An 18,793-nucleotide genomic window follows, 5' to 3' on the forward strand; every position below is an offset into this window, starting at 1 on the left:
CATCGGCGGCATCCATGCCGCCGATGGTCCCTGAGCGGGCCCCGGCCACACGGATGCCTCTGCGACATCGGCGTCACTCCTGGAAGATCAGCCACGCCGCCACCAGGATCAGCGCGAACCCCGCCCAATGGTTCCACTTCAGCGGCTGGCCGAGATAGAAGGCGGAGAAGCCGGCGAACACCAGCAGGGTGATGACCTCCTGCATGCCCTTGAGCTGCGGCGCGCTGTAGACGGTGCTGCCGATGCGGTTGGCCGGCACCATCAACATGTATTCGAAGAAGGCGATCCCCCAGCTGATCAGGATGACCTTGGGCAGCGCCACCTCCTTGTGTTTGAGGTGACCGTACCAGGCGAACGTCATGAACACGTTCGAGAACACCAGAAGAAGCGGCGACAGCAAGCGGGCGTACGGCATGCGAGACTTCCACGGAATGTCCGGAGCGGGGCGCAGTTTAGTCTTCTTCACGCCGTGTCGACCTGCGGATGGGCATGTTTTTCCAAGGGCTATCCAAACGAGGCGCGCATGCGCGAACAGGAACAGGCGGGACTGGTACTCATCGTCGAGGACAACCGCAACATCTCCGAGATGGTGGGCGAATACCTGGAAAGCCGCGGGTTCGAAGTGGACTACGCGGCCGATGGCGTGGACGGCTACAGGCTGGCGGCGGAGAACGCCTACGACGCCATCGTGCTCGACCTGATGTTGCCGCGGCTGGACGGCATCGAGGTCTGCCGGCGGCTGCGCGCCGAGGCGCGCAAGTCCACGCCGATCCTGATGCTGACCGCGCGCGACACGCTGGACGACAAGCTGACCGGGCTGTCGTCGGGCGCCGACGACTACCTGACCAAGCCGTTCGCGATCCGCGAACTGGAAGCGCGCCTGCACGCGCTGATCCGCCGCGACCGCCGCCAGGTGGGTTCGGAGGTCTTGCAGGTCGCCGACCTGTCCCTGGATCCGGCCTCGCTGCGCGCCACCCGCGCCGGCTGCGAGCTGCAGCTGTCGCCGATCGCGCTGCGCCTGCTGTCGATCCTGATGCGCGAGTCGCCGCGGGTGGTCAGCCGGCAGGAGATCGAGCGCGAGATCTGGGGCGACGAGCTGCCGGATTCCGACACCCTGCGCAGCCACCTGTACAACCTGCGCAAGGTCATGGACAAGCCGTTCGAACGGCCGCTGCTGCACACCGTGCAAAGCGCCGGCTACCGGATCGCGGATCTGGCGGCGTAGCGCATTGTCCGCGGCCATGTCCACGCACTCGCCCAGTTCCTTGCCAGCCGTCGGACCGGCTGCGGATGCTGAATCCCGCGAGCGCGATTTCACCCGCGACGCCAGCCATGAGCTGCGCACGCCGCTGACCGTGATCCGGGTCGCCAGCGACCTGATCGCCCATGACGACGGTCTGTCGAACGCCTCGCGTCGCTCGCTGGGGCGCATCCAGGACGCGGTGGCGGGCATGGAGGCGATCATCGACGCGCTGCTGCTGCTGGCGCGCTGCGAGCAGACGGTGATGGAGCTGGAAGAGGTGCGGGTGCGCGAGGTAGTGGAGCACGAGCTGGAGCGCGTGCTGCCGCTGCTGCGCTACAAGGGGCTGGAGCTGCGGCTGGAGATCGAGGCCGAGCCGGTGCTGCACGCGCCGCCGCGGGTGCTGCAGGTGATGCTGGGCAATCTGCTGGGCAACGCGGTGCGCTTCACCGACGCCGGCGAAGTGCGGGTCTGTCTGCAGGCGGACCGGCTGTGCGTGGAAGACACCGGCATCGGCATGGACGCGGCGACGCTGGCGCGCGCGTTCGAGCCGTTCTACCGCGGCGAGGGCGAGCAGGTGGCCGGGCCGGGGCTGGGCCTGTCCATCGCCCACAGGCTGGGCCAGCGCTGCGGCTGGCCGCTGCGGCTGGAGAGCGCGCCGGGGCGCGGGACGCAGGCGACCATCCTGTTCGGCTGACTTCGGCCGAAGCGGGGCCATGACTGACGGCACGGTTGCGGCGCGCGCGCGCCGGTCAGGATGCGCCGCTGTCAACCGGATGCGCAGCCGCGCGTTCCCACCCGTCAATCCTCCCCGACTGCCCACGCATGAGCCAGACACGCCGTCCCCGTAGCACCTTCCCCCTGCGCAAGATCGGCGTGGCCGTCGCCATCGTGGCCGTCCTCGCGGCCGGCGGCTATTTCTGGCACAAGCGCGGGCAGGCCGACGCGGCCGGCGGCTACCGCACCGAGACGGTGCAGCGCGGCGACATCCGCGTGGCCATCTCCTCCACCGGCACGCTCAGCGCCATCACCACCGTCACCGTGGGCAGCCAGATTTCCGGGCAGGTCACCGACGTGCTGGTCGATTTCAATTCGCCGGTGAAGAAGGGCGACGTGCTGGCGCGGATCGACCCCAGCACCTACCAGGCGCAGCTGGAGCAGGGCAACGCGCAGATCGCCTCGGCCCGCGCCTCGCTGGCGCAGGCGCAGGCGACGCTGAAGAACGCCGAACTGGACTACCGCCGCAAGGCCGACCTGGGCCAGCAGAAGCTGGTGGCGCAGGGCGACGTCGACCAGGCGCGCGCCGCGTTCCAGCAGGCGCAGGCGCAGGTGAACTCGGCGCAGGCGCAGATCCGCCAGCAGACCGCCTCGCTGAAGAACACCGAGGTGAACATCGACCGCGCGGTCATCCGCTCGCCGGTGGACGGCGTGGTGCTGACCCGCAGCATCGAGCCGGGCCAGACCGTGGCGGCCAGCTTCTCGGCGCCGGAGCTGTTCACCATCGCCGAAGACCTGTCGAAGATGAAGATCGAGCTGGCCGTCGACGAATCCGACATCGGCCAGGTCAAGGTCGGCCAGGCCGTGAGCTTCACCGCCGACGCCTTCCCCGACCGCCAGTTCAAGGGCACGGTGGAGCAGGTGCGGCTGGCCGCCACCACCACCAACAACGTGGTGACCTACCCGGTGGTGGTGACCGTGGACAACACCGACGGCACCCTGCTGCCGGGGCTGACCGTCAACGCGGAAATCGAGGTCAGCAAGCGCGAGGGCGTGCTCAAGGTGGGCAACGCGGCGCTGCGCTTCAAGCCGGCGGACGGCTCGGCGCTGGCCGACATGAAGCCGGAAGGCGCGGCGCAGGGCGGCCAGAATGGCGGCGCCGGCCGCGGTCCGGGCATGGGCGAGGACCTGCAGAACCTGGCGGCGACGCTGGGCCTGTCGGCGGAGCAGAAGGCCGCGTTCGACGGCGCGTTGCAGGAGATGCAGCAGCGCCAGGCCGAGCGCGCCGCGCAGGCGCAGCAGAGCGCGCAGGGCCAGCAGCAGGGCGGCAGCCGGCTGTTCGGCGGCGGCCCCGGCATGCGGATGGGCGGCGGCCAGGGCCGCGGCGACGCCGGCATGATGGCGCAGATGCGCTCGCGCATGCGCGACCGCTTCAACCAGCAGTTCTCGGCCTTCGTGGCGACCCTCGACGACGCCCAGCGCGCGAAGTGGAACGCCGGCCTGGACGCGCAGCTCAACGCAAAGCGCGTGGTGGCCTACAAGCTGGCGAACGGCAGGCCGCAGGCGGTGATGGTCAAGGTCGGCGTCAGCGACGGCAGCAGCACCGAGGTGTCCGGGCGCGACATCAAGGAAGGCGACCTGATCATTTCCGGCGAGCGCGCGGCCACGGAGAGCAAGTGATGGCCGCGGCGGACGCGGTGCCGGTCATCCTCACGCGGGGGCTGGGCAAGGTGTATTCGCCCGGCACCGAGGCGGAAGTGGTGGCGCTGCAGGGCGTGGACCTGCGCATCGAGCGCGGCGAGTTCGTCGCGATCATGGGGCCGTCGGGTTCGGGCAAGTCCACGCTGATGAACCTGATCGGCTGCCTGGACACGCCCACTTCCGGCCGCTACGAATGCGACGGCGTGGACGTGTCGACGCTGGACGCCGAGCAGCTGGCGGCGCTGCGCCGCGACAAGATCGGCTTCGTGTTCCAGGGCTTCCACCTGCTGCCGCGCATGGACGCCACCGACAATGTGGCGATGCCGATGGGCTACGCGCAGATCCCGCCGGCCGAGCGCCGCCGCCGCGCGCTGGCGGCGCTGGAGGCGGTGGGGCTGGGCGGGCGCGCCGGGCATTTCCCCAACGAGCTGTCCGGCGGTCAGCAGCAGCGCGTGGCGATCGCCCGCGCGCTGGTCAACCATCCGCCGATCCTGCTGGCCGACGAACCCACCGGCGCGCTGGACAGCAAGACCGGCGAGGAAATCCTCGCCCTGTTCAAGCGCCTGCGCGACGACGGCCACACCGTCATCCTGATCACCCACGACGCGCACGTCGCGGCGCACGCCGACCGCACCTACGTGATGCGCGATGGCGAGCTGCACGCGCAGACCGAAGCGGAGGCCGCATGAGCTTCACCGACATCCTGCGCACCGCGTTCTTCGCGCTGCGCGGCAACTGGATGCGCAGCGCGCTGACCTCGCTGGGCGTGATCATCGGCATCGCGGCGGTGATCGTGATGGTGTCGATCGGCCAGGGCACCCAGGCCGAGATCGACAAGATGGTCTCGGGCCTCGGCTCGCAGCGGCTGGACATCAGCAGCTTCGGCGGGATGGGGCCGGGCGGCGCGCGCATTGCGCAGGGCAGCCGCTGGACGCTGGGCGAAGGCGACGTGGAAGCGATCCGCAACGAAGTGCCGGAGGTGCAGTACGCCGCCGGTTCGCTGCGCGGCGGCACCCAGGTGGTGTACGCCGAGAACAACGCGTCCACCCAATGGCAGGGCGTGGAGCCGGACTGGTTCGCGATCAACGATTGGCAGGTGGCCAAGGGCCAGGGATTCGACGCCGGCGACTACGGCGGCGGCGCGAAACCCGTGATCCTGGGCGAAACCGTGCGCAAGGCGCTGTTCGGCGACGACGAGGACGGCATCGGCCAGACCGTGCGCTTGGGCCGCGTGCCGTTCACCGTGGTCGGCGTGCTGGCGTCCAAGGGGCAGGGCGGTTTCGGCCAGGACCAGGACGACATCGTGGTGGTGCCGCTGGAAGCCGCGCGCCGCCGCCTGTCCAGTTCGCAGAGCATGCCGCCGGGGGCGGTGCAGGCCATCGCGGTGGGCGTGGACGACGCGAAGAACCTCGCCAGCGCGCAGGCCGAGATCGAGAGCCTGCTGCGCCAGCGCCACAAGATCGAGCCGGGCGCGGACGACGACTTCGTGGTCCGCAACATCAGCCAGATCGTCGCCACCCGCACCGCCACCACCAATCTGATGTCCAAGCTGCTGGGCGCGGTGGCCGGCATCTGCCTGATCATCGGCGGCATCGGCATCATGAACATCATGCTGGTGTCGGTGACCGAGCGCATCCGCGAGATCGGCCTGCGGATGGCGGTGGGCGCGGGCCCGAGCGACGTGCGCCGGCAGTTCCTGGCCGAGGCGATGCTGATCTCGCTGATCGGCGGCGTGATCGGCATCGCGATCGGCGTGGTCGGCGCCTTGGTGGTCGGCAAGTTCGGCGACCTGCCGGTCGAGCTCAACGCCAAGGTGGTGCTGCTGGCGGCGACGTTCTCGATCTGCACCGGCCTGTTCTTCGGCTACTACCCGGCGCGCAAGGCCTCGCTGCTGGATCCGATCGAGGCGTTGCGCTCGCAGTAAGCGCCTTCTTCGCCTTGCCGGGCGGCTTTTCCTTCTCCCTCCGGGAGAAGGTGCCCGAAGGGCGGATGAGGGGACGGCGGAGCCGGCGGCACCGTTCGTGCCCGAACCCTCACCCGACCGCTCCCCGCGCGGAGGTATACCCCCAAGGGGCGCGTTTGCGCCCCTTAACGGAGCCGGGCGCGGGCCGTATGGCAAAATGCCGGTTCCGCCTTGTCCGCTGCGACCGCCGATGCCTGTTCCCGATTCCGCCATGCCCAGCCGCCACCGGGTGCGTTCGCATGGCTGATCTGTACGGACACCTGCCGCGCGGCCCGGCCGGGGTGATGCGCGCGGCGAAGTGGTCGCTGCTCGGCCTGCGCGCGGCCTGGCTGCACGAATCCTCGTTCCGGCTCGAAGTCTGCATGTTCGTGGTGCTGGGCCCGCTGGGCTGGCACCTGGGCGCCGACGGCGTGGAGCGCGCGCTGTTGATCGGCAGCTGCCTGCTGGTCATGGCGATGGAGCTGATGAACTCCTCGATGGAGGCGGTGATCGAGCGCTACGGCGCCGAGCACCACGAACTGGCCGGACGGGCCAAGGACATGGGCTCGGCCGCCGTGTTCGTGCTGATGATGAACGTGGTGCTGGTGTGGGCGCTGCTGCTGTTGCCGCGCTGGCTTTGACGCGCGGCCCCCGAAACGTGCGCGCCGCGCCATTTCCCCGAAGAGCTGAAGAATGGACCTGAGTTTCCTCGCCTCGCCCGACGCCTGGCTGACCCTGCTGATGCTGAGCGGGCTGGAGATCGTGCTGGGCATCGACAACCTGGTGTTCATCTCGATCGCGGTCGGCCGCCTGCCCGAACAGCGCCGCCCGGTGGCGCGCAAGCTGGGCATCGCGGTGGCCTGCATCACCCGCATCCTGCTGCTGGTGACGCTGGCGCATCTGGCGCGGATGTCGCAGGACCTGTTCGTGCTGCTGGGCAAGGGCATCTCGATCCGCGACCTGGTGCTGATCCTGGGCGGCGCCTTCCTGCTGGTGAAGGGCGTGCTGGAAATCCGCGACCTGATCGGCGGCGGCGAGGACGAGGATCCGCGCACCACCAAGGCGTCGGCGGTGTTCGGGCTGGTGATCGCGCAGATCGCGGTGATCGACATCGTGTTCTCGCTGGATTCGGTGATCACCGCGGTGGGCATCGCCCAGCACATCCCGATCATGGTGTTCGCGATCCTGGCCGCGGTCGCCATCATGCTGCTGGCCGCCAATCCGCTGGGCGCCTTCATCGACGCCAACCCGACCGTGAAGATGCTGGCGCTGGCCTTCATTCTGCTGGTCGGCGCGGTGCTGGTGCTGGACGGGCTGGACGTGCACGTGCCCAAGCCCTACATCTATTTCGCGATGGCCTTCTCGGTGATGGTCGAGTGGCTGAATCTGCTGATGCGCCGCAAGGCCGCCGCGCACCACGTGCCGGGCGCCGGCGAGTGGTAAGCGCGCTGTCCTGACCGATTCCCGACCGGAGCCCGACCGAATGCCCATCCTGCACCAGATCGATCCGATCGCCCTGTCCCTCGGGCCGCTGAAGATCCACTGGTACGGCCTGATGTACCTGCTCGGCTTCGCGGTGGCGTGGTGGCTGGGCCGCCGCCGGGTGCGCGCGGGACGGCTGCCGGGCGTGGACGAGAACGGCTTCGGCGACCTGATGTTCTACGCCATGCTCGGCGTGGTGCTGGGCGGGCGCATCGGCTACGTGCTGTTCTACGACCTGCCGGTCTTCCTTGGCGATCCGCTGATGATCTTCAAGGTCTGGGAAGGCGGGATGAGCTTCCACGGCGGCCTGCTGGGCGTGCTGGCGGCGGTGGTGTGGTGGTCGCGGCGGCATCGCCTGCATGTCTTCGACACAGTCGATTTCGTCGCCCCGCTGGTGCCGGCCGGGCTGGGCTTCGGTCGCCTCGGCAACTACATCGGCGGCGAATTGTGGGGCAAGCCCACGCAGGGCACCGCGTTCGACGGCTGGGGCGTGGTGTTCCCGCGCGCGCTGCCGGAGCCGTTCGCGTCGATGGACGCGGCCACGCTGAAGGCGCAGTTCGACGCCGGCCTGCTGGACGCATTCGCGCGCCACCCTTCCCAGCTCTACCAGGCCACGCTGGAAGGGCTGGTGATGTTCTGCGCGCTGGTCTGGTATTCGCGCCGGCCGCGCCCGCGCTATGCCGTGTCCGGGCTGTTCGCGCTGCTGTACGGCAGCTTCCGCTTCCTGGTCGAGTTCGTGCGCGAGCCCGACGCGCAGCTGGGCTACCTCGCCTTCGGCTGGCTGACGATGGGACAGGTGCTGAGCACGCCGCTGATCCTGCTGGGCCTGTTCTGGCTGTGGAAGTCGCGCAGCGCGCCGACGCTGATGCCGGAGCCGCGCTGATGCGGCAGTACCTCGACCTGCTCGGCCATGTGCTGGAGCACGGCACGGAGAAGGCCGATCGCACCGGCACCGGCACCCGCAGCGTGTTCGGCTGGCAGATGCGCTTCGACCTGCGCGCAGGCTTCCCGCTGGTGACGACCAAGAAGCTGCACCTGCGCTCGATCGTCCACGAGCTGCTGTGGTTCCTGCAGGGCGAGACCAACATCGCCTACCTGAAGGACAACAAGGTCAGCATCTGGGACGAGTGGGCCGATGCCGACGGCGAGCTGGGGCCGGTGTACGGCAAGCAGTGGCGCAGCTGGGAAGGCGCGGACGGCAGCACGGTCGACCAGATCGCGTGGCTGATCGACGAGATCAAGCGCAACCCGGATTCGCGCCGGCTGATCGTGTCGGCGTGGAACGTGGCGGACCTGCCGAAGATGGCGCTGATGCCCTGCCACTCGCTGTTCCAGTTCTACGTGGCGGACGGTCGCCTGAGCTGCCAGCTCTACCAGCGCAGCGGCGACATCTTCCTCGGCGTGCCGTTCAACATCGCCAGCTACGCGTTGCTCACCCACATGGTGGCGCAGGTTTGCGAGCTGGGCGTGGGCGATTTCGTGCACACGCTGGGCGACGCGCACCTGTACTCCAACCATTTCGAGCAGGCGCGCGAACAGCTGGCGCGCACGCTGCGCGCGCTGCCGGCGCTGCGGCTGAATCCGGAGGTGAAGGACATCTTCGGCTTCCGCTTCGAGGACATCGCCATCGAAGGCTACGATCCGTGGCCGGCGATCAAGGCGCCGGTCGCCGTCTGAGCAATACCGTCACTCCCGCGAAGGCGGGAGTTCGGCGTCTTTGCCTGTTGCGGCGTCAATGAAAGACACTGTGTGCCCGCGTTTGCGGGAACGACGGCAAGGAACCGGATGACGCAGCTTTCCCTCATCGCCGCGCTGGATCGCCACAATGCCATCGGCAAGGGCAACGCGCTGCCGTGGCACCTGCCGGACGACCTGAAGCGCTTCAAGGCGCTGACGCTGGGCAAGCCGGTGCTGATGGGCCGCAAGACGGCGGAATCGCTGGGCCGCGCGCTGCCGAAGCGGCGCAACCTGGTGCTGACGCGCGGCGGCAGCGTGCCGTTCGACGGCATGCAGGCGGTGGCGTCGCTGGACGAGGCCATCGCGCTTGCCGCCGGCGAGGCCGGCGAGCTGTGCGTGATCGGCGGCGGCGAGATTTATGCGCTGGCGTTGCCGCGCGCCACGCGGCTGCACCTCACCCATGTCGATGCGCGGATCGACGGCGCCGATGCGTTCTTCCCGCGCTTCGATGCGGACGATTGGCGGGAAACCGCACGCAGCGCGCATCCGGCGGATGCGGCGCATGCGTTCGCGTTCGCCTTCGTGGACTACGAGCGCGCCTGACCGTTGTGGTTGTGGCCGCCGTCGTGGCGGCGCTGGCCGTGCGGCTTGTGCGGTTTCGGCGGGCGCTGCTTCGGCGCCGGCGCGGGCACGTCGCGGCCCGGCACCTGCACCACGTTCAGGCCCTCGGCGTCCAGCTGCAGCGCGGTGAGCTTGCCGCTCCACACCGCGCCGGTGTCGATGGCGTGCACGCCGTGGCCGAGGAACAGGCCCAGCGTGCTCCAGTGCCCGCACACGATCTTCAGGTCGCGCGGCGCGTGGCCGGGCACCGAGAACCACGGATACAGGCCGGGCGGCTGGCTGCCGGGCGCGCCCTTGTGCTCGAACGCGATCCGCCCGCGCGGGCTGCAATAGCGCATGCGGGTGAAGATGTTGATGATCGCGCGCTCGCGCTCGATCCCGCCCAGCCGCGGCGACCAATCGGGGCCGTCGCCGTACATGTTCTTCAGCAGCTTGCGGTAGTTGTCGCCGTGCAGCCGCGCCTCGACTTCGCGCGCATGTTTTTCTGCGAGCTGCGTCGTCCACTTCGGCGCAAGGCCGGCATGCACCATCATCCAGCCCAGCTTGCGGTCCACGTGCGCCAGCTTCTGCCCGCGCAGCCAGGTCAGCAGTTCCTGCGCATCGGGCGCGAACAGCACGCCCTGCAGGTCGGGATTGACCCGGCGCTGCTCCTCGGGCGTGCGCTCGGCCACCGCCAGCAGCGACAGGTCGTGGTTGCCCAGCACCGTGTGGCTCACCTCGCGCAGCGAATGCACCAGCCGCAGGGTTTCGACCGACTGGCCGCCGCGATTCACGAGGTCGCCGCAGAACCACAGCCGGTCCGCCGCCGGATCGAAGCGGAGCTTCTCCAGCAGGCGCTGGGTGACGTCGTAGCAACCCTGCAGGTCGCCGATTGCCCAGACGGCCATCAGTCCACCGCCTCAGTGCAACGTGCGCGGGATGGACAGGGTGAACGCCGGGATCGGCGCGGCGAAGCGGGTGCCGTCGTCGGCCAGCATGTCGTAGCTGCCGCGCATGGTGCCGATGTCGGTTTCCAGCACCGCGCCCGAGGTGTATTCGAACCCCTCGCCCGGGCGCAGCCACGGCTGCTCGCCGACCACGCCTTCGCCTTCCACCTCGCGCACGCGGCCGTTGCCGTCGGTGATCAGCCAGTGGCGGCCCAGCAGGCGCGCCGGCACCTTGCCGCGGTTGTGGATGCGGATGGTGTAGGCGAACACGTAGCGGTCTTCTTCCGGCGCGGACTGGTCGTCCAGGAAGCGCGCATCGACCGCGATGTCGAACTGGTAATCGTTGCTGCTCATGCCGCCATTCTAGCGGGCGTGCGGCGCGCTGCGCCCGCCGTCGCGGGCGGCGCGTTCAGGCGGAGGCGAGCAGGTTGGCCAGGCGCACGAAGCCGGCCACTTCGATCTGCTCCGCGCGCGCGTCCGGGCGCAGGCCGGCGGCCTCGATGGCGTCGGCGTCGGCCACGCTATTGAGCGCGTTGCGCAGGGTCTTGCGGCGCTGGCCGAAGGCGGCGCGGACGACGTTGGCGAAGGCGCGATGGTCGGCCACTTCGATCTTGTCTGCCGGCTTCGGCACCAGCCGCACCACCGCCGAATCGACCTTCGGCGCGGGCCGGAACGCGCCCGGCGGCACCACGAACAGCGGCGTCACCGCGCAGTATGCCTGCAGCATCACGCTCAGGCGGCCGTAGACCTTGCTGCCGGGGCCGGCGGCCATGCGCTCGACCACTTCCTTCTGCAGCATGAAGTGCATGTCGCGGATCGCGGCGGCGTGGTCCAGCGCGTGGAACAGGATCGGTGAGCTGAGGTTGTAGGGCAGGTTGCCGGCCAGCCGGATCTGCCCGCGGGCGTCGCCGCGCTGCGCCGCCAGCGCGGTGAAGTCCACGCCGAGCACGTCGCCTTCGATCAGGTGCAACGTGCCGTGTTCGCGCGCGGCGGCCTGCAGCGGCGCGTGCAGGTCGCGGTCGAATTCGATGGCGGTGACGTCGCCGTGCCGCTTCAGCAGCGGGAAGGTCAGCGCGCCTTGGCCGGGGCCGATCTCGACGACGACGTCGCCCGGCTGCGGGTCGATGGCCTGCACGATCCGGTCGATCACGCTCCTGTCGTGCAGGAAGTTCTGGCCCAGATGCTTCTTGGCGGGTTCGGTGAAGCCTGTGCTCATAGCAATCGCGCCCCCAACGGTATGTCCCGGTCCGGCACGCACAGCGCCACCGCCCCGTCGGCGTCGTGGAAGCCGGTCACCAGGCATTCGGACATCAGCGGGCCGATCTGTTTGTCCGGGAAATTGACTACGGCGACGACCAGCCGGCCGACGAGATCCTCGGGGCGGTAGTGCGCGGTGATCTGCGCGCTGGACTTGCGCACGCCCAGCTCCGGCCCGAAATCGACGTGCAGGACATAGGCCGGCTTGCGCGCCTGCGCGAACGGTTCGGCGGAGAGCACGCGGCCGACGCGCAGTTCGACCTTCAGGAAGTCGTCGAAAGAAATCGTCTCCATCAGACGCGCTTCCGCCCGTCGGCCAGCTGCGTGCAGCAGCGGATCGCGGCGAACAGGCTGGACGGATCGGCGACGCCCTTGCCGGCCAGATCCAGCGCGGTGCCGTGATCCACCGCCACGCGCGGGTAGGGCAAGCCGAGGGTGATGTTCACCGCGTGGGCGAAGTCGGCGTGCTTGAGCACCGGCAAGCCTTGGTCGTGGTACATCGCCAGCACCGCGTCGAAGCCGCGCAGTTTCTCGGGCAGGAAGGCGGTGTCGGCGGGCAGCGGGCCGATCAGTTGCATCCCATCGAGGCGCAGGCGTTCCAGCGTGGGAATGATGACGTCGAGTTCCTCGCTGCCCAGATGGCCGTCCTCGCCGGCGTGCGGGTTCAGGCCGAGCACGGCGATGGCGGGATCGGCGATGCCGAACTGCTTGCGCAATGCGTCATAGACAATCCGCAGCGTGCGCTCCAGCGCATCCGGCACGATCCGGTCGGCCACCTCGCGCAGCGGCAGGTGCACGGTCTGCAGGGCGACCCGCATGGCCGGATTGGCCAGCATCATCACCACCTCGCAGCCGGCGTGCGCGGCCAGCAATCCGGTGGTGCCGGTGTAGGGGATGCCGCCGTCGTTGATCGCGGCCTTGTGCACCGGGCCGGTGACCATGCCGTCCAACGTGCCGTCGAGGCAGGCCTGCGCGGCGCCGGTCAGCGCCGCCACGACTGAGGCGGCGTTCGCCGGCTCCGGCGCGCCGAAAGCGGCCTGCACCGGATGCGGGATATCGACGATTTCCAGGCTGCGCGCCGATGCCGGCGTTTCGCCGGCGCGATGCAGTTCCAGCGGCAGCGACAGCGCCGCGGCGGCGCGATGCAGGACGGCAGCATCGCCGAACACGACCAAGCGCGCGTCCCAGTCCTGCTGGGCCGCGCGCACCATGAGTTCGGGGCCGACGCCTGCCGGTTCGCCGGGAACGAGTGCGAGTCGGGGGCGCATTGCGTCAGAACGCTGCGCGGCTTCCCTCGGGATGCACGTCGACCGGCTTCATCTTGTGCTTTTCCTTCTGCGTTTCCTGCAGTTCGGGCAAGGTGGACTTGCCCTGCTCGTCGCGCACGTCGACGAAGGCTTCGCCGCGCGTTTCGCGCAGGAAGCGGTTCCATTCCTCTTCCAGCTTGCGCCGGCCGATGGTCTCGCGCACCTGCGCGCGCATGTTCTCGTCGCCGGCGGCGATCTCGCGGCTGCCGCTGCGCTGGATGATCACCCAGCCGGCGTCGGTCTTGAACGGGGCGGAGGTCTGGCCGTCGCCCAGCGCCGCCACCTGCATGCCGAAGGCGGTGCCGTAGGTGTCGGCGCCGAACCAGCCCAGGTCGCCGCCGCGACGGCGGGTGGTGGCGTCGTCGGATTCCTCGCCGGCCAGCTTGGCGAAGTCCGCGCCGCCGGCCAGGCGGGCCGCCAGCGTGTCGGCCTTGGCCTTGGCCGCGGCGTCGTCGGTCTTGTCGTCGACCTTGACCAGGATCTGGCGGGCGGAGAACTGGGTGACCTTCTCGCCGCTGCCGGGCGCCTGGGTACGGGTGCCGACCAGCTGCAGCAGCTGGAAGCCGCTGGGACCGCGGATCGGGCCGATCACGTCGCCGTCTTGCATCTGCTGGATGGCGGCGGCGAACGCCGGCGGGATCTCGTTCAGTCCGCGCCAGCCCAGGTCGCCGCTTTCCAGCGCGTTGGGGCTGTCGGAGTAGCGCACGGCGGCGGCGGCGAAGGTCATCTCGCCGCGGTCGAGCAGGCCCTTGATTCCCTCGATCTTCTTCTGCGCGGTGGCGATCTGCTCGGGGCTGGCGCCGTCCGGCGTGCCGATCAGGATGTGGGCGAGGTGGAACTGCTGCGATACGGTGGCCGAGGCGTTCGCCATTGCCGCGTCGACTTCGCCTTCGCTGACGTTGATGCGGCCCTGGGCGAAGCTCTGGCGCAGCTTCTGGGTGATGATCTCGTCGCGCAGGCTGTTGCGGAATTCGGCGAACGACATGCCATCCTGCGCCAGCCGCGCGCGCAGCTGGTCGACGTTCAGGCCGTTCTGCTGGGCCACGCCCTGCACCGCGCGCTCCAGATCCTGGTCGGTGGCGGTGATGCCGGTGTCGGTGGCGCGCTCGAGCTGCAGGCGCAGCAGGATCAGGCGTTCCAGCACCTGCCGGGTCAGCACGTCGGCCGGCGGCAGCTGATCCTCGTGGCCGGCGTACTGGCTGCGGATGTTGGCGACCGCGCGATCCAGCTCGCTGCGCAGGATCACGTCCTCGTTGACCACCGCGGCGATCTTGTCGACCGGCTGGAATTCCTGCGCGGAGGCGCCGCCGGCCAGCAGCAGGAGCGGCAGCAGGGCGGCCAGGAGACGGGGGGCGCGCGGGCGATGGGTTGGGGTCATGGAATGGTGTTCGCGTTGTCGGGCGGGGAGGACTGGCCCGTGGCGGTCTGCGGCGGCACCAGATAGAGATCGTCGCGATTGTAGCCGAGGATGGCGCGGCGCAAGGCCTTGCGGGTGTCCTGGCCGGCCGAGCCGAGCCCCTTCAGTTCGATCTCGAACATCAGCGCGTTGCTCAGCTCGCCCACGCGGTTGTGCACGTAGCGGCGGGCGACCAGGCGCAGGGCGACGCAGCAGCTGTCCCACTGCACGCCGGCCAAGGCTTCCAGCACCTTGCCGTCGCGCAGCGAATAGTAGCCGCGGCTGACCAGGCTCCAGCTGGGATTGAGCGGGTACAGGAAGGACACGTCCACCTGTTCCAGCAGCTCCCGGCGGTAGCGGTAGGCCAGGTTGAACACGCCGTCGTCGGGCAGCAGGTAGCGGGCGCGCACGCTGGCCAGGTCGGTGCGCTTGAATTTCGGGTCGCGCTGGTAGGAGGCGCCGAAGGTCCAGCGGTCGGTCGGCGCGTAGTTGACGTCGGTGACCCAGGCCGAACCGCCCTTCTCGGTGACCGGCTCGTTCGGCAAATGCACCCGCGATGCCTCGAAATAGCGGATCTGGCCGAAGCTGGCGGAGAAGCGCTCGAAGCCGTCGGACTGGCGGATCATGCGGGTGCTGAGCGCCAGCGTGAGCTGGTTGGCGTCGGCCTGGCGGTCGGCGCCGGAATAGCGGTTCTCGCGGAACAGCTGGCCCCAGCTGAAGGTCAGCGGCTGGGTGTCGAACACCGGCATGTCGTCCTGGTCGGCGTAGGGCACGTTCAGGTAGAACAGGCGCGGCTCGATCGTCTGCAGGTAGTCCTTGCCCTTGACCCGGGTGTCGCGGTCGAAGAACAGGCCGGTGTCGACGCTGAAGATCGACTGCCCACGGGTCGGCGAATCTCCGCCCAGCGTCTGCCCCAGCGCGCGATCCAGCGAGTAGCCGGTGTAGCGGTAGGCCAGGGTGGGGCGCAGGAACCAGGCGTCGCCTTCCAGCGGCATGCCGATCCACGGGCGCAGGTCGAGGCGCGAGCCGGCGGCATAGACCGGATGGTGGAAGCGCACGGCCTCCGCATCGACGCCGCCGCGCAGCAGGCCGCCGCCCAACCCGCGTTCCCAGTTGATGAACGCGCGCGGCAGGCGGTCGTAGGGCAGCACCTGGTCGGTCAGGGTGTAGTCGGCCAGCTGCCAGTGGTCGGCGCCGACGCCGGCCGTCCAGTCGCGGCCGCGGCCGTAGACGCCGATCTCGCTGTACGCAATGGATTGCGACAGGCCGTCGATGCTGTTGCTGAAATCCTCGTAGTAGCGCGGGTCGCTGATCCAGTTGAGGTTGGCGCGCGCCTGCCAGTTCGATCCCAGGTTCTGGATGCCCTCGAAGTGCGCCAGCCCGCGGCTGCGGTCGCGCAGCTCGTCGTTCGGCATCCACACCCCGTCCAGCGTGCCCTTGCCGTTTTCCAGCAGGTAGCGGAACTGGCCGCCGAGCAGCGCGCCGCGCTTGCTCATCCAGCGCGGGCTGAGGGTGGCGTCGTAGTCGGGCGCCAGGTTCAGGTAGATCGGCTGCTTCCAGTCGAAGCCGTTGCGGCCGGAATTGGAGATCGACGGGAACAGCAGGCCGGTGCGGCGGCGGTCGTCGGTCGGGAACATGAACCACGGCATGTACAGCACCGGCACCTTGCCGACCCGCAGGCTGGCGCCGCGCGCCACCGCCATGCCCTTGTCGGTGTCGATGTCGATCCGGCTCGCCCGCAGCTCCCAGTGGCGCGCTTCCGGCGGGCAGGTGGAATAGGTGGTTTCGCGCAGGGTGCCGACCTCGCCGACCATGTCCAGGCTCCGCGCCCGGCCGTTGCCGCGCCGCGACAGCAGCTGGTACTGCAGGTCCTGCATGGAATGGGTGCCGGCCTCCTGGTCGCCTTCCGCATGCGCGGCGCGCACGCGCAGGCCGGCGGCCTGGTAGCGGATGCTGCCGTCGGCCGCGTAGCGCCCCTTCTCCTTGTCGAAGGTGAGCTGGTCGGCGCCCATGAACTGGTCGTCGCGGCGCATGGTGACGTTGCCCTGGAACACCGGGTTGGCGTCGGTGCCGGACAGCATGTCGCCTTCGATGTCGGTGGGCCGCGGCTGGCCGGCGGGCGCGATGTTCAACCCTTCCGGCGCGCGGAACGCATCGGCGAACGGCGGCACCGCGTCGCCGATCGGGCACAGCGCCCAGTTCTGCGGGGTGTCGTCGTCGGCGTGCGCCGGCAGCGACAGCGCGATGCACAGCGGCAGGGGAAGCAGGCGCAGGACAGGGCGCACGGGCGATCCGGAAGCGGAAAAACGGGCGGTTAGCTTGCCGGAAGCGGCCAGCAGCGGCAAACGCGCGACGACGCTGCGTTCAGCCGGGACGCTCAAAGGCGCAGTACGTCGACGTGGGCCACGCTGCATTCGGCCAGCGCGTCGAGATCGTAGCCGCCTTCCAGCAGGGAGACGACGCGGCCGTCGGCGTGGTGATCGGCCAGCGCGACCAGTTCGCGGGTCAGCCAGGCGAAGTCGGCGGAGTCCAGCAGCAATCCGGCCAGCGGATCGCGGCGATGGCCGTCGAAGCCCGCCGACACCAGCAGCAACTGCGGCCTGAACGCGTCCACCGCCGGCAGCAGGTCGTCGCGCCAGGCGGCGCGGAACGCCTCGCCGCCCGCACCCTTCGGCAGCGGCGCGTTGAAGACGTTGCCGCAGCCGGTTTCGCTGCGCGCGCCGGTCTCCGGATACAGCGGCCACTGGTGCGAACTGGCGTACAGCACGCGCGGCTCGCGTTCGAAGATCGCCTGGGTGCCGTTGCCGTGGTGGACGTCGAAATCGACGATGGCGACCCGCTCCAGCCCGTGCCGGTCGATGGCGTGGCGCGCGGCCACCGCCACGTTGTTGAACAGGCAGAAGCCCATCGCGGTGTCGGCGGTGGCGTGGTGGCCGGGCGGGCGCACCGCGCAGAACGCGCGCCGGGTGCGGCCGGCCAGCACTGCGTCCACCGCGGCCACGCCGGCGCCGGCGGCGCGCAGCGCGGCTTCCGCCGAATGCGGCGACAGCACGGTGTCCGGGTCGAGCTGCTGCAGGCCCTGCGGGTCGCTTTCCAGCACCGCCGCCAGCAGGCGTTCGTCGTGCACGCGCAGCAGCTGGCCGCGACTGGCGCGCGGCGCCTGCTGCCAGTCGAGGTCGGGATGCGCGGCTTCCAGCGCGTGGATGACGGCGCGCAGGCGTTCGGGGCGCTCGACGTGGCCCGGGCCGGTGGCGTGCGCCAGGCAGGCGGCATGGGTGTAGATCTGGATCACCGCGCGCGCCCGGGGAAGCGGATCACCTGCGGCGCTCGTGCTTCCACAGGACTTCGCCGTGGCCGCTGGCGCGCGCCAGCACGCGCGCGAGCACGAACAGCAGATCGGACAGCCGGTTCAGGTAGTGCACCGGCTGCGGGCGCACGTCTTCCAGCCGCGCCAGCGCCACCGTCGCGCGCTCGGCGCGGCGCACCACGGTGCGGGCAATGTGGCAGCGCGCCGCCGCCTCGCCGCCGCCGGGGAGGATGAACTCCTTGAGCGCCGGCAACCCTTCGTTGAATCGGTCGAGCTGCGTTTCCAGCGCTTCGATGTCGGCATTGAAGATGGCGGCGTGGCCGGGAATGCACAGCTCGCCGCCGAGGTCGAACAACTGGTGCTGGACGCGCGTCAGCAGTTCGCGCACGTCGTCCGGCACGTCCGCCGCCAGCAGCAGGCCGATGCAGGAATTGGCCTCGTCGACCGTGCCGTAGGCTTCGACGCGCGCCGAATCCTTGCCGACGCGCGAGCCGTCGCCGAGGCCGGTGCTGCCGTCGTCGCCGGTGCGGGTGTAGATCTTGGAAAGTCGATTGCCCATGCGTTTCGCTTTTCCTTCTCTCCGCTTGCGGGGAGAAGGTGCCGAAGGCGGATGAGGGGGCGCTTAAACCGTCTGCGCCCGCAGCGCCGGATTGCGCTGGCGCAGCAGTTCGAAGCCGCCGAACAGCAGCGCCGCGTAGAACAGCGTGCCCAGCACCGTCCACTGGAAGAACGGGATGCCGGCGACGAAGGCGGCGGTCAGGCCGGCGGCGTTGTGCGGGTACATCGACTCGAACGCCCACACGCCGAAGTTGGTCAGCACGAAGAACAGCAGCGAGCCGGCCAGCGAATAGCCCAGCACGCGGCCGCCGCTGACCTTGCCGCGCAGGCCGAAGCCCAGCACGGTGGACAGCGCGATGCAGGCGTAGACCATCAGGTAGCCGGCGCTGGCGAAGTAGCTCCAGTAGATGCCGCCGTTGACCAGGCCCAGCACCAGGTCGGAGGCGAACATCGCCGCCAGCGGCACGACCAGCGCCCACTGGCGCTTGGCGAAATACGCGCCGCCGAACAGCGCCACCGCCTCGATCGGCGAGAAATTCGGCGGATGCGGAATGATCCGGGTCAGCGCGGCGACGAAGATCAGCGCGGTGAGCAGCAGCGGGCCGGCGGGGAGCGTCGAGGCGGGGCGATTCATGGCATTCGGACAGGCGGACTGCGGAGCC

General features: G+C 69.8%; 21 protein-coding genes. 10 read left to right on the top strand and 11 right to left on the bottom strand.

The genetic code is table 11. The features are described 5' to 3' along the window. Positions 1-73: 73 nt before the first annotated feature. Positions 74-415: a DMT family protein gene (locus tag H9L17_RS11660; RefSeq protein ID WP_187569611.1), complete on the bottom strand. Its 342-nt coding sequence runs from the start codon at positions 413-415 to the stop codon at positions 74-76. Between the two features lie 108 nt (positions 416-523). On the opposite strand from H9L17_RS11660, the gene H9L17_RS11665 reads away from it, so the two are divergent. The 10 genes from H9L17_RS11665 to H9L17_RS11710 all read left to right on the top strand — a co-directional run bounded on the left by H9L17_RS11665 (position 524) and on the right by H9L17_RS11710 (position 9,362). Further along, a complete protein-coding gene (locus H9L17_RS11665) occupies positions 524-1,225 on the top strand; it encodes a response regulator transcription factor (protein WP_187569612.1) in 702 nt (233 codons plus the stop codon). Between the two features lie 40 nt (positions 1,226-1,265). Beyond that, positions 1,266-1,937: a sensor histidine kinase gene (locus H9L17_RS11670; RefSeq protein WP_187569613.1), complete on the top strand. Its 672-nt coding sequence runs from the start codon at positions 1,266-1,268 to the stop codon at positions 1,935-1,937. A gap of 128 nt (positions 1,938-2,065) precedes the next feature. Next, positions 2,066-3,637: an efflux RND transporter periplasmic adaptor subunit gene (locus tag H9L17_RS11675; protein WP_187569614.1), complete on the top strand. Its 1,572-nt coding sequence runs from the start codon at positions 2,066-2,068 to the stop codon at positions 3,635-3,637. Next, entirely contained in the window at positions 3,637-4,347 is a 711-nt protein-coding gene (locus tag H9L17_RS11680; RefSeq protein WP_187569615.1) for an ABC transporter ATP-binding protein, read from the top strand. The genes H9L17_RS11675 and H9L17_RS11680 overlap by 1 nt, the downstream gene beginning before the upstream one ends. Then, positions 4,344-5,582, top strand: a complete 1,239-nt coding sequence (locus H9L17_RS11685) for an ABC transporter permease (RefSeq protein ID WP_187569616.1) — start codon at positions 4,344-4,346, stop codon at positions 5,580-5,582. Before H9L17_RS11680 ends, H9L17_RS11685 begins: the two co-directional genes overlap by 4 nt. Before the next feature lie 278 nt (positions 5,583-5,860). Further along, the gene (locus H9L17_RS11690; RefSeq protein ID WP_187569617.1) at positions 5,861-6,241 is read left to right on the top strand and encodes a diacylglycerol kinase; all 381 of its coding nucleotides are present in this window, start codon (positions 5,861-5,863) and stop codon (positions 6,239-6,241) included. Between the two features lie 52 nt (positions 6,242-6,293). Further along, complete coding sequence (locus H9L17_RS11695; RefSeq protein ID WP_187569618.1) at positions 6,294-7,043, top strand: TerC family protein; 750 nt, start codon at positions 6,294-6,296, stop codon at positions 7,041-7,043. Between the two features lie 40 nt (positions 7,044-7,083). Further along, positions 7,084-7,965, top strand: a complete 882-nt coding sequence (gene lgt / locus H9L17_RS11700) for a prolipoprotein diacylglyceryl transferase (protein WP_187569619.1) — start codon at positions 7,084-7,086, stop codon at positions 7,963-7,965. Then, positions 7,965-8,759, top strand: coding sequence for a thymidylate synthase (locus H9L17_RS11705; protein ID WP_187569620.1), 795 nt, complete (start codon positions 7,965-7,967; stop codon positions 8,757-8,759). Before lgt ends, H9L17_RS11705 begins: the two co-directional genes overlap by 1 nt. Before the next feature lie 108 nt (positions 8,760-8,867). Then, entirely contained in the window at positions 8,868-9,362 is a 495-nt protein-coding gene (locus H9L17_RS11710; protein WP_187569621.1) for a dihydrofolate reductase, read from the top strand. Here the strand turns inward: H9L17_RS11710 and H9L17_RS11715 are convergent. From H9L17_RS11715 to H9L17_RS11760, 10 genes are all read right to left on the bottom strand, one after another. Continuing rightward, entirely contained in the window at positions 9,347-10,267 is a 921-nt protein-coding gene (locus H9L17_RS11715) for a symmetrical bis(5'-nucleosyl)-tetraphosphatase (RefSeq protein WP_187569622.1), read from the bottom strand. The genes H9L17_RS11710 and H9L17_RS11715 overlap by 16 nt on opposite strands. A gap of 12 nt (positions 10,268-10,279) precedes the next feature. Next, positions 10,280-10,660, bottom strand: a complete 381-nt coding sequence (apaG, locus tag H9L17_RS11720) for a Co2+/Mg2+ efflux protein ApaG (RefSeq protein ID WP_187569623.1) — start codon at positions 10,658-10,660, stop codon at positions 10,280-10,282. Positions 10,661-10,715: 55 nt separating this feature from the next. Further along, positions 10,716-11,522 (bottom strand): 16S rRNA (adenine(1518)-N(6)/adenine(1519)-N(6))-dimethyltransferase RsmA, encoded by an 807-nt coding sequence (gene rsmA / locus H9L17_RS11725; protein ID WP_187569624.1) that lies wholly within the window; start codon positions 11,520-11,522, stop codon positions 10,716-10,718. Then, positions 11,519-11,857: a tRNA-binding protein gene (locus H9L17_RS11730; protein ID WP_187569625.1), complete on the bottom strand. Its 339-nt coding sequence runs from the start codon at positions 11,855-11,857 to the stop codon at positions 11,519-11,521. The genes rsmA and H9L17_RS11730 overlap by 4 nt, the downstream gene beginning before the upstream one ends. Then, complete coding sequence (gene pdxA, locus H9L17_RS11735; RefSeq protein ID WP_187569626.1) at positions 11,857-12,831, bottom strand: 4-hydroxythreonine-4-phosphate dehydrogenase PdxA; 975 nt, start codon at positions 12,829-12,831, stop codon at positions 11,857-11,859. The genes H9L17_RS11730 and pdxA overlap by 1 nt, the downstream gene beginning before the upstream one ends. A 4-nt stretch (positions 12,832-12,835) precedes the next feature. Then, complete coding sequence (locus H9L17_RS11740; protein WP_187569627.1) at positions 12,836-14,248, bottom strand: peptidylprolyl isomerase; 1,413 nt, start codon at positions 14,246-14,248, stop codon at positions 12,836-12,838. Continuing rightward, on the bottom strand, positions 14,245-16,551 hold the full coding sequence (gene lptD / locus H9L17_RS11745; protein ID WP_246455085.1) for an LPS assembly protein LptD: 2,307 nt from the start codon (positions 16,549-16,551) through the stop codon (positions 14,245-14,247). Before lptD ends, H9L17_RS11740 begins: the two co-directional genes overlap by 4 nt. A gap of 92 nt (positions 16,552-16,643) precedes the next feature. Further along, positions 16,644-17,555 (bottom strand): histone deacetylase family protein, encoded by a 912-nt coding sequence (locus tag H9L17_RS11750; RefSeq protein WP_187571952.1) that lies wholly within the window; start codon positions 17,553-17,555, stop codon positions 16,644-16,646. A 25-nt stretch (positions 17,556-17,580) separates the two neighbouring features. After that, the gene (locus tag H9L17_RS11755) at positions 17,581-18,132 is read right to left on the bottom strand and encodes a cob(I)yrinic acid a,c-diamide adenosyltransferase (protein ID WP_187569629.1); all 552 of its coding nucleotides are present in this window, start codon (positions 18,130-18,132) and stop codon (positions 17,581-17,583) included. Between the two features lie 63 nt (positions 18,133-18,195). Continuing rightward, positions 18,196-18,765, bottom strand: a complete 570-nt coding sequence (locus tag H9L17_RS11760; RefSeq protein WP_187569630.1) for a DUF6580 family putative transport protein — start codon at positions 18,763-18,765, stop codon at positions 18,196-18,198. Between the last annotated feature and the right edge of the window lie 28 nt (positions 18,766-18,793).

It is taken from the genome of Thermomonas brevis (genome assembly GCF_014395425.1).
Lineage (GTDB): Bacteria > Pseudomonadota > Gammaproteobacteria > Xanthomonadales > Xanthomonadaceae > Thermomonas > Thermomonas brevis.